The organism is Hydrogenophaga aromaticivorans (assembly GCF_013387465.1).
Classification (GTDB): domain Bacteria; phylum Pseudomonadota; class Gammaproteobacteria; order Burkholderiales; family Burkholderiaceae_C; genus Hydrogenophaga; species Hydrogenophaga aromaticivorans.
On sequence record NZ_VYGV01000006.1, the window covers coordinates 20,826 to 33,622 of the forward strand.

At 70.6% G+C, this 12,797-nt stretch carries 12 protein-coding genes; all 12 read right to left on the reverse strand.

Going from position 1 to position 12,797, the window contains the following annotated elements:
- Window positions 1–1,950: baseplate J/gp47 family protein (locus tag F3K02_RS04455; RefSeq protein ID WP_177133748.1), on the reverse strand; the 1,950-nt coding region annotated here is incomplete at its 3' end.
- A complete protein-coding gene (locus F3K02_RS04460) occupies window positions 1,947–2,315 on the reverse strand; it encodes a GPW/gp25 family protein (RefSeq protein ID WP_177133750.1) in 369 nt (122 codons plus the stop codon). The genes F3K02_RS04455 and F3K02_RS04460, both read right to left, overlap by 4 nt.
- A gap of 2 nt (window positions 2,316–2,317) precedes the next feature.
- The gene (locus F3K02_RS04465; RefSeq protein WP_177133752.1) at window positions 2,318–2,638 is read right to left on the reverse strand and encodes a hypothetical protein; all 321 of its coding nucleotides are present in this window, start codon (window positions 2,636–2,638) and stop codon (window positions 2,318–2,320) included.
- Between the two features lie 4 nt (window positions 2,639–2,642).
- Complete coding sequence (locus tag F3K02_RS04470; protein ID WP_343066988.1) at window positions 2,643–3,161, reverse strand: phage baseplate assembly protein V; 519 nt, start codon at window positions 3,159–3,161, stop codon at window positions 2,643–2,645.
- Between the two features lie 61 nt (window positions 3,162–3,222).
- Window positions 3,223–4,365, reverse strand: coding sequence for a hypothetical protein (locus tag F3K02_RS04475; protein WP_177133754.1), 1,143 nt, complete (start codon window positions 4,363–4,365; stop codon window positions 3,223–3,225).
- Entirely contained in the window at window positions 4,355–4,717 is a 363-nt protein-coding gene (locus F3K02_RS04480; protein WP_177133756.1) for a LysM peptidoglycan-binding domain-containing protein, read from the reverse strand. The genes F3K02_RS04475 and F3K02_RS04480 overlap by 11 nt, the downstream gene beginning before the upstream one ends.
- The gene (locus F3K02_RS04485) at window positions 4,717–5,376 is read right to left on the reverse strand and encodes a hypothetical protein (RefSeq protein WP_177133758.1); all 660 of its coding nucleotides are present in this window, start codon (window positions 5,374–5,376) and stop codon (window positions 4,717–4,719) included. Before F3K02_RS04485 ends, F3K02_RS04480 begins: the two co-directional genes overlap by 1 nt.
- Window positions 5,377–5,383: 7 nt before the next feature.
- A complete protein-coding gene (locus F3K02_RS04490; protein ID WP_246309177.1) occupies window positions 5,384–7,756 on the reverse strand; it encodes an eCIS core domain-containing protein in 2,373 nt (790 codons plus the stop codon).
- Complete coding sequence (locus F3K02_RS04495; RefSeq protein WP_177133760.1) at window positions 7,753–9,069, reverse strand: eCIS core domain-containing protein; 1,317 nt, start codon at window positions 9,067–9,069, stop codon at window positions 7,753–7,755. The genes F3K02_RS04490 and F3K02_RS04495 overlap by 4 nt, the downstream gene beginning before the upstream one ends.
- Window positions 9,066–9,320, reverse strand: a complete 255-nt coding sequence (locus F3K02_RS04500; protein WP_177133762.1) for a hypothetical protein — start codon at window positions 9,318–9,320, stop codon at window positions 9,066–9,068. The genes F3K02_RS04495 and F3K02_RS04500 overlap by 4 nt, the downstream gene beginning before the upstream one ends.
- Window positions 9,317–11,254: an ATP-binding protein gene (locus F3K02_RS04505; protein ID WP_177133763.1), complete on the reverse strand. Its 1,938-nt coding sequence runs from the start codon at window positions 11,252–11,254 to the stop codon at window positions 9,317–9,319. Before F3K02_RS04505 ends, F3K02_RS04500 begins: the two co-directional genes overlap by 4 nt.
- Window positions 11,251–12,579 carry a Pvc16 family protein gene (locus tag F3K02_RS04510; protein ID WP_177133765.1) on the reverse strand — a complete coding sequence of 443 codons (1,329 nt, stop codon included), beginning with the start codon at window positions 12,577–12,579 and terminating at the stop codon, window positions 11,251–11,253. The genes F3K02_RS04505 and F3K02_RS04510 overlap by 4 nt, the downstream gene beginning before the upstream one ends.
- Window positions 12,580–12,797: the final 218 nt, after the last annotated feature.

Genomic DNA, 12,797 nt, shown 5'->3' on the forward strand with positions numbered 1-12,797 from the left:
CGCCACGCCGCCGCGCGCGGGCATGGGGTTGACCACCGCGTTGATGCCGCCCTGGGTGGTCACCACGTGGGCGATGGCCTGCGCGCCCACGTTGCCCTGCGGCCCGTTGCCCACGCGGTAGTGGGCGCTGAAGGCGGTGCCGCTGTCGGGGCGGCGGCCGTGCAGGTCGTCACCGAAGCGCAGGCGCGCGCTGCCGTCGTCCTCGGCTTCGATCACGAAGTGGGGGTCGCTGGCCCGGCTGGAGAGCAGGTCGCGCCGCGGGCTCCAGGTCTCGCTGCCGCTGCCCTGCGTGGCGGTCAGGCCGATCCGGGGCAGCGCGTCGGCGGTGCGCCAGCGCATGGCGGCGCTGGCCGAGTCCTGCGGGTCGAACAGCAGGCGTTCGCTGGTGCGCACGCCGTTCTCGACCCGGGTCACGAGCACCGTGCCCTGGTGGGTGAGCGGCGCACTGGCCAGCCGGGGCCGGTAGCGCGGGGGCAGGGGCTGCGGCGTCTCGCGCTGGCAGGCGCTGCCCAGCACGGCCGGGTGGTGCAGCCGGGGCTGCGGCACGCTGCCCAGCGCCTCGTCTTCGATGCGCCGGCCGTGATCGACCAGCACGTTGTTGCCCAGCGCGATGCTCACGCCGTGGATCAGCACGCTGCCGTGCGCCTTGTCGGTCTCGCTGGAGATGCACAGCGCGAAGGGCAGGGCGTCGGCCGGGTGCCAGGCGATCTCGGTGATCTCGGTCAGGGTGGTGGGATCGGCCGGATCGGGGGGCAACGGGTCGGTCAGCGGGTCGCTGCCATCGAAGGCGCGCACGGCGCTCAGGCGCACCGCGTGGCGGTGGGCGGGGTCGGCGTCTTCGGGCTCGCCGCTGAGCGGGCCGAGCTGTTCCTGGAAGATCAACACGTCGCCCGCCTGCAGCTCGGGCCAGTGGCCGCGCAGCGTGGCGCGGGTGGCGCCGCGGGGCAGGCAGCAGCGGGCATCGCCCCAGGTGTGGAACTGAAAGCTGTTGTGCGCCTCGCGCAGGGTTGCGCCGTGCAGCGGCTCGAACACCAGGGGCCGGGCCTGCAGCGCGGCGCGCTCGGCGGGCGAGTCGGGAACGATGCGCGGGGGCACACCCGCCACCCGGGTGTAGCAGCGCAGGTCGTCGGGCAGGGGGAAGGGGCCACCGCTGACGTCGAAGTGCAGCCAGGCGCGGGCGTTGCAGCCCTCGTGCACCGCGTAGTCCACCAGCAGGGCGTGGCGGCGCAGGCTGCTGCGCCGCCGGGCGGTGTGCAGGTAGGCCTCGGTGGCCACGGCGTCGAGCTGGTAGTGCTGCAGATCACCCACGTAGGCGATCAGTTCGGCCAGCGTGGTGGCCAGGTCTGCCGGGCTGCGGTCGCGCCAGCCCGGCATGTTGCGCGCCAGGCGGTCGATCACCAGCCGGCGCAGGCTCTCGTAGTCGCGTGCGAGGTAGTTGATGTCGGGGGCCGGCTTCGGGGGCTCGGTGCAGCCCGGGGGCGTGCGGCAGTCAAAGTCGCTCGGGCACTCCACCTTGAAGCGGAATTCGATCTCGGAGAGCCGGGGGTCGAAGTCGGGCAGCGGCGTGGGCGTGGCCGGGTCCTGCGTGAGCCGCAGGGTGTAGCGCGAGAAGTCGCCCGCGCTGTCGGTGCGCACCAGCAGCACGTGGTCGGCCTCGGCCAGCGCGCTGAACAGGGCCTGCTCGGCCGCGTTCGCCTCGGCGGGCGGCGCGCTGGCCACGCCGATCCACTGAACCTCGATGCGGCGGATGCGCTCGCCGCCTTCGATCACGACCTGTTCGCGCGTGAGCCCGGCCGGCACCGGCTTGAGCAGGCGCACGAGCAGGGTGCGCTGGCGCGGGCTGCCCAGGGGGGCGTCGAGGTCCAGCACCTCCAGCCAGTCGATGCCGTTGAGCGTGGCGTGGGCGTCCACCGCCGCGCGCCGGTTCTGATCGCAGCAATGGAAGATCATGGCGGGCCTCCCTGGGTGAAGGTTTCGCGCTGGCGCGAGGCGTTGCGCCGTATCAGGTACTGCACGGTGACGCTGAGCGCGGCGTCGACCGCCCGCACTTCGACCGCCTCGACCGTGATCAGGCCCGAGAGCCAGCGCTGCAACGCGCCCTGCACCAGGAACTGGGTGGTGGCCGCGAGCTCGGGGCTGTTGGGGGCGAACACCAGCTCGCGCAGGCCGCTGCCGAAGTCCGGGCGCATCACGCGCTCGCCCGGCGCGGTGAACAGCACCTGCTCGACCAGTCCACGGATCCATTCCGCCTCGTCGGCTTCGCGGGTGAGACCGCGGCCGTCGAACTGGTAGGGGAAAAACAGGCGTTGGGTCATGTTCAGCTCCCGATCACGCGGGGTTGTGCGGCCACCGGCATCAGCGGTGTGCCGTTGGGCACGCACACCGCCTGGCTGTCCATCAGCACCAGGGGCTGGCCGCTGGACTGCACGCGCTGCGCGGCCACCACCCACTGCCCGGTGACGCAGGGCACCGGGCTGCCCGAGACGTTGAACGGGCAGCCCGCGATGGCGTAGGGCGCGCTCATCACCACCGTGGGCTGGCCGCTGACCAGCACGCGCGGGTTGGGTGCCGTGGGCGTGGCGGTGCCGCCGTGGGCACAGAGCACGGTGGCACCGACGTGGAGCAGGGGGCCGGGCATGGTGTCAGGTCACCGTGAGGGCGCCGTTGTTGATGGTCACCACCGGGCCCACCAGGGTGATGGCCGCGCCCTTGCCGTTCTGGATGTAGATGCCGGTGTCGTTGACGATGAGCATCGCGCCGGTGGTGCTCTTGATCATGATGCCGCCGGTGGGGCCGGGCACGTCGGAGATGGTCAGGCCGTTCTGCAGCGGCGTCTGCAGCGTGATCGCCGGTACCGCGGGGGGCGTGAGCAGGGCCAGCGCGGGCACTTCGGCCGCGCTGCCCCAGAAGCCGCCGACCCAGATCGGAAAGTCCGGGTCACCCTGTTCGAACTCGACCCAGACGCCCGAGCCGGGGATGGGCAGGGCGAACATGCCGTTCTGGATGCCCGCGATCGGCACGCAGGGCATGGCCCAGGTGCCGGGGATCAGGCCGCCCACGTCGGGCACCTGCACCATCAGCCGGCCCTGCTGCAGGGGGTCGACGTTGGAGATCACCATGCCGCGGTATTTGCCGTAGAACTTCTGCGCGCCGTTGCTCACTGGACTACCCTCCGTGCTGCGCACTGCGGGGCTGAGCGCCTTGGGAACGGCCCGGCGGCGCTCATACGGGGATCCTCGGTGTGATGGAGATCAGACCGTTGCGGCTGAGGTCGAAGCTCTGCTTGAACTCGCCGCGCTTGAGCGTGCTCTTGACGCTGGAGACGTAGTACAGGCCGTCGTAGGCCAGGCCCACGCCACGCACACCGACCAGCCCGCGCGACTTGAGCGGGCGGCCGTAGCGCAACACGTCGAGCTCGCCGCTGGCGGTCACCGAGTCCTGCGACTTCTTGGCCTCAGCCAGGCCACGCGAGATCGCCTGCATGGGGTTCATGCGGGCCGTGTCCTTGAGCATGGTCAGGTTCGACAGCGGCGTGGACAAGACGCCCAGCGGCGGCTGCAGCGGGTTCAGGTTGGGGATCGGAATGGGGATGGGCGCGCGGGTGAGCTGGTTCTGGATGAACACGATGGGCAGCACGCCGGCGGTCGGGTCGAAGTTGAAGCTCAGGTTCTCGACGTTGGTCAGCGCGTCCATGTCCACGTTGAGCGCGGGCTGGGGCATGCCGATCTTGATCTCGGGGCCGAAGTAGGCGATGTTGGTGCCCGGTGCCGGCCCGGGCTCGATGTAGAACACATAGCCCACCTGCTCGGCGAGCTGGCGGATGTAGGCCAGATCGGTGCCCTGCTGGGCCGGGATCTTGTCCACCGGGATCGGCACGTCGGGGAACAGCGCCGGGATCACCAGCGGGATCAGGCCAAACGGTGCGTACTTGGCGCAGAGCAGGGCCACGCGCGCCTCGATCGGCATGGCCGGAAACGGCAGGCCGCTCCAGTCCTGGGTGTCCATCACCTTGGTCAGGTCTTCGCCGGTGACGGTGACCGTGCCGGGCGAACCCTGGCCGCCGGCCTGCACCTCCACATGGGTCATGACGCCGTCGAACAGCGGCTGCGGCGAGCCGTTGAGCGTGACGATCAGCATCACCCGCAGCGGCGGCGTGCCCAGCCCGGTGTTCTGAGCGCCGGCAATCAGGAAGATGGTGTTGAGCTCGGAGCGCGAGCTGAACTGGAAGGTCAGCGTGAACCCGCTGGCGCTGCCCGCGGAGCTGCGCACCTCCACGCTCTCCAGCGCGTCCATGACCACCCGCGGCGCCGGCACCGCGATCACCGGGCCGATCAGCAGGGTGAGCTGGATGCCCTTAGCCAGCATCGCTGTCTCCCGGAATGCCTTCGGGCAGGGTGATGCGCAGCACGCGGCCCACGGTGGCGGTCAGCTCGGTCGGGTCCATCGCGCCGTTGGCGTCGCACAGGCGCCAGTACTGCAGCGGGTCGCCGAGATAGTGCGCGGCCAGGTTGTCGAGCCGGTCGCCACTGGCCACGGTGTGCTCGGAAAGGGTTGAAAAACGCTCGGGCGGCGGCACGAAGCGCCGCTTGACGAAGGTGATCACCGTGCCCTCGGGCGTGGTGGTCTGCGCCGAGCCGATGCCGTGGTAGCGGCTGGTGGGCGCGAACAGCGGGGTGGCCAGCGCATGGGCCTGCATGAATGCCTGAACGGGGTCCATCAGCCGATGCCTCCTATGCCCAGAGAGCCGAAGCTGCCCGCCTGCGCCTGGCCGGCGAGCCGCTCCTTGCCCTGCAGATACGCCATGAACAGGCTGCCGCCCTTGTGGGAGAAGCCGAGGTCGTCCACCGACAGCACGCGCAGGCCGATGCTGACCTTGGCGACGATGGGGTTGAGCGCCGGGTCGAAGGCCTCTTCGGTGATCGAGAACTCGGTCAGCCGCACCGGCACGATGCGGTTCTTGCCCCAGACGAAGAGCATCAGCGGGGCCTCCATGGGCGCGATCTCCAGCGTGCCGGAATCGGCCTGCCGGTGCACCTCCAGCAACTGCGCGCTGCCCGGGTTCGCCAGCGCTTCGAGCACGGCCAGCTGGGGCGCCACGCCGTGGTCCACGGTGCCGCGGTTCTGGTCGGGAAACTCCAGCTGGTCGGCCGCGTCGATGTCGGCATCGAGCCGGAAGGTCTCGATGGCCGGCCCCTTGAAGCGCATCGCTTCGCTGCGGTTGGCCGCTTCGCCGCCAGCGGCCTGCACCTGCAGGCTGCGGGTGAGTTTTTCCGGGTTGTACTGCAGCGAGATGACGCGCAACACCCGCGACGACTCGGGGTCGATCAGCACCAAACCGCCTTTGAGAACCTTGGGGGAGTTGGGGAAGCTGCTCATGGGGGGCTCATTTCGGTGGCGGCGGGGGTTTGAAGGTGGACTGCGCGAAGAAGTCGCTGTCGCCCTCGGCGCGGTTGAAGTGTTCGTGCGCGGACACGTCCAGGCTCTCGTGGTGCAGGTAGGCCACCACCCGCGTGGCGGTGGCCTTGATCGTGGTCGTGCCCTTCTTGGCGTTGTGGCTGCGGGTGGTGTCCCAGCGGTAGCGGTCGGGGTTGTTCAGCGTCGCGCGCGCGGTCTGCTCGAACGCGGCGTCGCTGGGCACCACGGCTGAGCTCAGCTCGAAGTACTGCGTGGCCCCCTTGGGCAGGTCGCCGTCCAGCCGGTAGGTGCGCGTCGGCTCGCCGTCCTCGCCGGTGGAAGCCCTTGAACTCAGGGTGCCGGGGACAAATCCCTTGGGTACCTTGCCGCGCGCTGCGCGGAACGCAGCCAGAAACTCCTGGCCGTCCGCCGGCTCGACGAAGGTCCGGGGAATGACGCGGCGGTAGACCCGCTGGCCCTTCTGCTTGTAGGTGCCGTCGGCCAGGGCCACCGCGTTGGACCGCGGGTCCTTGGCCACCAGCTTCTTGGCCAGCGCCTTGTGCCGGGCCTCGGAGAGGTGTCCGTACAGGCGCTTGAGCTCCGGCAGCAGTTCGTCCGCCGTGTACAGCTGTTCGCCCAGGCGCTGGAACATCGGCCCCGAGAACGCTTCGTAGGTCAGGGCCTCCTGCACCTTCTGTTTGCGCTCGTCGTCGCGCTCCTTGAGTTCGGCCTTGATGGCGGCCTTGCGCTCGGCCACGGCCTTGGTGCGCGCGGCCCTGGCGTCCTTGAGCGCTTTGCCCTTGAGCGTCTTGTCCACCGGTGGGGGCTCGGGGTACTTGGCCTCCACCTCCGAGCGGAAGGCCGCGTCCGCGCGCTGGGCGAGTTCGGGGTCGGTGCCGTAGACCTGCTCGTGGGTGGGCGCGGTGACGGTGCCGGCACCGCCGAAGGCCTCATCCAGCAGTTCGAGCATCTCCTTGGTGCGGCCGATGTCGCAGCCCTTGATGCGCACCACCGTGTGGGCGTCGATCTGTTTGCCGACCCGGGTCAGCGCCGACACCCCGGACGCCGGGTGCAGGGCCTTGCGCAGCTCGGTGACGTTGAGTTTCTTGTCCTTGTCGTCGCCATCGAGCGCGAAGCTGAGCGTGCCGTCTTCGTTGGCGTGCGAGACCAGGTACAGGTTGCCGATGGGGTCGGTGATCTCGCCCGCGATGTGGTCGAGCACCGCCGCCAGGCTGCGCTTGTCGGTGACGAAGGTGGCCCGGGGCCGGTGGGCGCGGAAGTAGCGGTTGGCCTCGCGGTAGAACGCGTCCTTCTTCACGTCGCCCATGATGAACACGTAGTCCTGCCGGGGCGGCCCCTGCACCTCGGCGTCGGCCTGGGCCGGCGCGTCTACCGCCGGTTCATCGGCTTTCGCCGGCCGCAGCGCCCGCGACCCGCCGAGCGCGGCCTTGCGACCGCCTTCGAAGGTCTTGTCGTAGAAGGCGCGCAGGGCGTCTTCTTCTGCGCCGTGGAAGTCGCCGTCCAGGTTGTCCGGGTCGATGCCGCCCTTGGGCGCGAAGATGGTGGCGATGTCGGCCGGGCTGCTGTTGAGCAGCAGGGTGAGGATGGCGCGCTCGTCGTCGTTGCCGGTGAAGCCCGACTGCATCTCCTGGATCAGCAGGATCTTCTGAGCGGCGTCGAGGGTCAGCGTGCCCTTGCGCCACAGCGCGACGATGGCCCGGGCCTTGTCGTCGCTGTTCATGTTGTCTTCGATCTTGCCCGGCCCGTGTTGGGCCAGGTAGGTCTGCAGCGTGGGCAGATCGAAGCCGTCCGCATCGAAGTCTTCGATGTCCAGCTCCCGCTGCACCCAGGGCGCCGCAGCGCCTTGCTGCACCACGTGGGCCAGCTCGTGCGCGATCAGCCGCTGCCCCTGGCGCGTGTCGGGCGCGAACTGCCCGGCGTTGAAGGCGATGTGTTCGCCCACGGTGTAGGCCCGGGCGCTCACGTCGTGGGCCGATTGCTGGGCCTCGCCGTCGGTGTGGATGCGCACGCGGGAAAAATCGTGGCCCAGGCGCTGCTCCATGCCGTGCAGCAGTGCTGGCGCCATCGGCATGCCGGGCCGGGCCAGGGTGCGCTCCACGCTCGCGGGTGCGCTGCTGGTTTCGCCGTTGGCGTGGGTCGCTTCGCGCTGCAGGCGGGGGGCTGCCGGTGCGGTGGCTGCGTGGGGCGGTGAGGCCAGCGCCTGGTCGGCGGCGCGGTCCGCCTCCTGCTCCAGCCGGTCGCTGGTGGCGCCCACGGCGAGCTTGCGCTGCAACACGCCGCGCGCGACCGACTTGCCCGCCGCCTTGGCCGGTGCGACCTGCAGGGGGGCGACCGTGCTCATGGGCATTTGGTGCTCCCGCAGGGGTTGGTGTTCCAGCTGGTGTTGCCGGTTTTTTTCCGGTGGCAGCAGAGGTCGCTCAGCACCGCGCCGCTGTAGCTGACCGACACCGTGGTCACGCCGATGCGGGTGTGGTGGTTCAGGGTGCGGATCAGGGACCGGGTGCCGACGTGCACGCAGGCGTGCGAGCCGGTGTTGAGCAAGCCTTCGTGAATCGCCTGGATGCCCTTGAAGAAGATCGCGTAGTTCATGGTCCCGGCGCCGCTGGCCGAGTAGCGCGCGCCTTTGCCCTTCTTGGCCACGGGATCGGTCAGGTTGCCGAGTCGGACGTTTTCGGAGTCGGTGTAGCCCAGGCCTTCCAGCCGCGAGACCTTGGAGTTCTTGACGCGGTCGGTCAGCCCGACGCCCAGCATGGTGGAGCCGCCCGCGATGGGCATCACGATGTCGGCCGGCACGCTGGACGATGCCGTGCTGTATTTGGCCTTCAAGGTCCCGGTGGGCATGCGCGGCTCCAGCTGGCCGGCCGCAGCGGCCGCGGCCTTGTGGCCGTCGTCCACCACGGCTTTGTCGAACTGGATGTCGATGTGTTCCACCCAGGGCTGGGTCTTGGCATCCTTCAGGGTCTCGTCGGCGCCCTCGAAGGCAATCGTGTCCTTGCCCTTGCTGCGGTAGCGGTGCAGTGTCTGCGCGGAACCGGCGGTCGGTTCGCCCGACGACCCTGTCTGCTGGACCACATGGGTGAGCTCGTGGGCGATCAGGTGCCGGCCCGCCGCCGTGCCGGGCGCGTACTGGCCGCTGCCGAACACCACGTCCCGGCCCACGGTGTAGGCGTGGGCGTTGACGTCCCGTGCCGAGGTTTGTGCCGCCGCGTCCGCATGCACGCGCACCCGGGAGAAGTCGTGGCCGAAGCGTTGTTCCATGTCCTGGCGCAGCGCCGGCTCCAGCGCGCGGCCCGAGCCCGCGAGTGCGGTGTCCACGCTGGCGGGCGCCGCGGCCGCACCCTGCGCTGCGCTGCCGCTGTAGCGCTGGATGCGGGGCGCCACCGCGCCCGCGTGGGGTCGGCCCGGTGCGGCGAGCACCTGGTGGGCGACCTGTTCGGCCTCCTGCTCCAGCGCGTCGTTGCTGGCGCCGATGGCGAGCTTGCGCTGCAGGGCGCCGGTCGAGGCACCGTCCTCGCGGCGATCCGTGGCGGGGGTGGTGGCGGACGAACCGCAGCCGCAAGCGCACTGGCGCTGCAGCCACGGGCTCGCCACCGGGGTGTGGGTGGATGCCCTGGTTTTGCCGGCCTTCGTTATCAGGGGTGCTGCAGTACTCATGATTGCATCCCCCGCACGATGCCTTGCGCGGTCTGTTCGCCCACCGCCGTGGCCTGTGCCCCCGGCGCGATGCGCAGGGCTGCGACCTTCAGCCGCGGCACGCTGTGTTGCGCCATCAGCGCCTGCGCGGCCTGCGGCGTGGCCAGCAGCCGGCCGAGCTCCGCGCGCAACCCTTCGGCGATGCCGGCCTGGTCTTCGCGGTCGAAGCCACGCAGCACCAGCCGGTCGATGTGCAGCACGACGCGCTTCATGACCACCCCCGGGTTTCGGCGTCGCTCAGCGGGCGTTCGCGTTTGCTGGCTTCGGACTGCGCGGCGCGCAGCACGTGCGCCATGCCGACGGGTTGTGCGTCCTGCGCCGCATGGAAGGCGGCGTTGAGCGCGATGTTGCGGATGTTGCCGCCAGCCATCTGCAGCCGGGCGAGCTTGGCGTGGTCCAGGTCTGCGGTGGGCGTGGCGCCGGGGAAGATGCGCCGCCAGATGGCTTCGCGCTCGCTGGCCTCCGGGAACGGGAAATTCACCACGAAGCGCAGCCGGCGCGAGAACGCCGTGTCCAGCGCCTTTTGCTGGTTGGTGGTGAGGATCGCCAGCCCGCGGTAGGCCTCCATGCGCTGCAGCAGGTAGCTCACCTCGATGTTGGCGTAGCGGTCGTGGCTGTCCTTGACCTCGCTGCGTTTGCCGAACAGCGCATCGGCCTCGTCGAACAGCAGCACCACGCCGCTGTCTTCGGCCACGTCAAACACGCGGGCCAGGTTCTTTTCGGTTTCACCGATGTATTTGCTGACCACGGCCGAGAGGTCGATGCGGTAGAGGTCCAGGTGCAGCTCGTGGGCCAGCACCTCGGCCGCCATGGTCTTGCCGGTGCCGCTCTCGCCGGCGAACAGCACCGAGATGCCCAGGCCGCGCCCGCCCTTGCCCGCGAAACCCCATTGTTCGTACACCGTGGGCCGGTGGCGCAGGTGGGCGGCGATCTGGCGCAGGGTGGCCTTCTGTGGCTCGGGCAGGATCAGGTCGTCCCAGCGGGCCACGGGTTCGATGCGCTGGGCCAGCCCGGCGATGCGCCGCCCCTCCAGCCCGCGGCAGGCCGTCCACAGGGTGGCCACGGGGTCGGTGGCGAGGTCTTCCGCGCGCTGCAGTTCGGCGCCCAAGCGGTGGATGTCGCGCGCGCTCAGCCGGAACTCCGAGGCCACGCCGTCGAGCGCGGCGCCATACCGCGGCGCTCGCCCGCCCAGCGCCTGTTCCCACAAGAGCCGCTGCTCGCGCACCCCGGGCTTGGGAATGTCGATGCGGATGTCGCGCCGCGTGAGCTCCACCGGCTCGGACACGCTCAGCAGCGTCAGGCCACCGATGCGCTCGACCAAGCGCAGGGCCGGTGCGGGTGGGGCGGCTTCGCCGCATTCGATCAGCAGCGCGGCGTCGAGCAGCGCGGCTTCGCGTTGCCAGAGCACGGCCAGCGCTTCAAGCTCCTGCGCCGATTCGGGCAGGTCCTCGCAGGCCATGGCGTAGAGCTGCAGGCCGAGCCGTGCGGCGGCGCTGGCGGCGATGTCGCGCTTGCCGTGCCGGTCCTTGCCCCAGAGTTGCACCACCGGAACGGGCTCACCTGCCTCGGCGATGGCGGCGGCGAGCGCCTGGGCCAGCGTCTGCTGCCGGGGCGCCATCGTGGCGGGGACCTGCACAGGCTGCAGCAGGGCCTGCAGGCGCGTGTCCAGGAAGCCGGCGCCGGCCAGGTGGTGCAGCACCCGCTCGTCCAGTTTCAGGCGGGCGTTGACCAGGGAGGCGTCGTCGGTGGGTTCGACCAGGCGCCAGCGGCGCAGGGGCCGCACCGGGGTCAATGCGCTCCAGTGCGGATCGGGCAGCACGGCCAGGGCCAGGCCGAATGTGGCCCAGGGGCGCTGGCCGCCGGGCGATGCCCCCGCGCAGAGGGCGCCGATCTCGCTGTCCATTTCGACGCCGGCGGCCAGCAGCACGGTGTCGCGCTCGAAGCCCGAAAGGCCGAAGCGTTCGACCAGCTGGTCGATGGCCGCCACTTCGTCGAGATCAAGCCGGCATTGCGTGATCCGGGCCTGTGCGACCGCCTCGTCCTCACCGCGCAGGCGGGCCTTGATGCGCGCGAACTCGGCCGACAGCAGGCGCTGGTTGGCCGCGGTCCAGTCGGTGGGGGCACGGGCGGTGTCGCGGGCGTTCATGTGATTACCACACGCTGGTTCAGGAAGGTCGGCGGCACGGCTGTGCGGTCGATGAGGGGGCTGTCGATGCCGTCGATGCGCAGGCGCGCCAGGTGGCCCGGGGGCTGGCCGGGTGGGGGTGGGGGCGACACGGGCGCGTCTTCGATCACGAAGTCGAGCGAGGTGGTGGGCGCGGTGAACGTCTGTGGCGCGTACTCCTGCTGGCCCAGCACCAGCACCACGCTTTGCCCGGCGCGCAGGGCCGGGTGGAAGTTGATCGTGAAGCTGGCGCTGCCGTCGCCCGCGCGCACCACGTTCAGCGGCAGCCCGGTGATCTGCGGCGCCAGCGTCATGGCCAGGCGGTTGCTGCTGCGCGCGGCGCTCTCGCCCGGGCGCAGCACGCTCACGCCGACGCGGTAGACGCCCACCGGATAGATCGCGGCGTCGGCCACCGGGAGGTTGAACTGCACCAGGGCCGCACCCCCGACCGCCAGCGCGGGCAGGCTGAGCTCGCTCTCGAAGCGGTCGTTGCCCAGCAGCACGGTGCGTCCGGTGCCGTCCAGGTGGTGGCCCGTGAGGTCGATGGTTTCACCCAGCCGCGCGACGATCTGCCCGCCGGGTGGCGACAGCGCTTCGAGCGTCGGGATCGCGGGCTCCAGGCCGGGTTCCACGGACACGCCGCGCTCGCGCCCGCTATCCGGGTCCACCCCACCGCGGGTGAGCACCGGCAGCGCCGAGCGCACCGGCTCCGAGGCTTCGATCAGCACCACCGTGGCGCGGTAGGCCGCGGTCGGGCGCAGATGGCTTTGGGTGGCGGTCCAGAGCTTGGACATCTCCTCGGTGTCGAGGTGCTCGGGCGTGATCTTGATCAGTTCGACCTGGTCGGCCAGGCCCGAGTCGAACAGCGCGCGTTCGAGCGGTGTGCCGGGCAGGGGCGCGGGCGTGAGGGCCTGGCGGATCATGCCGCGGGTCAGCAGCGGGGACTCGTGCAGCCACTGCATGGCGTAGCCCAGCAGGATCTCGGCGTGCAGATCACCGGCGCTGTAGGCCGAGAGCAGGTAGTGCAGGTCCAGCGCGAGCGGGGCATTGCTCAGGCGGTTGCGCCCGGACGCGTCGCGGCTGGGCAGGCCTTCGTTGCGCCAGCCGGTGTTGGCGCTGACGCGGTGCAGGAACAGGTTGAGCTGCGAGGCCTCGGTGCCGTTCTGTGGCACCACGCGGTCGGGCGGCAGCACGCTGACGGTGGCGGTGCTGCCCAGCACGCCGCTGAGGTTGTGCTCCACCAGCCCCTCGCTCAGCAGGCTGCGCAGGGTGGCGGTGACCGCGGCGATGCCCAGGGCGGTGGTCATGAGCGGCCTCCTTGGCGCCGGGCCAGGTATTCGTCCAGCGAGACCGGCGCTTTGCGGCGCGCGGCGGGACGCTGCGCGGGCGCTGCCGGTTCGTGGATGGCCGTGACCTCGATGTGGCCTGTCTCTTTTATCCCTCTAGATTTTTATAAGAGACCGACTCTGTGTCTATCACCCCCAAACCGCCCTTGAGAACCTTGAGGGGTTTGGGTAAGCTTCTC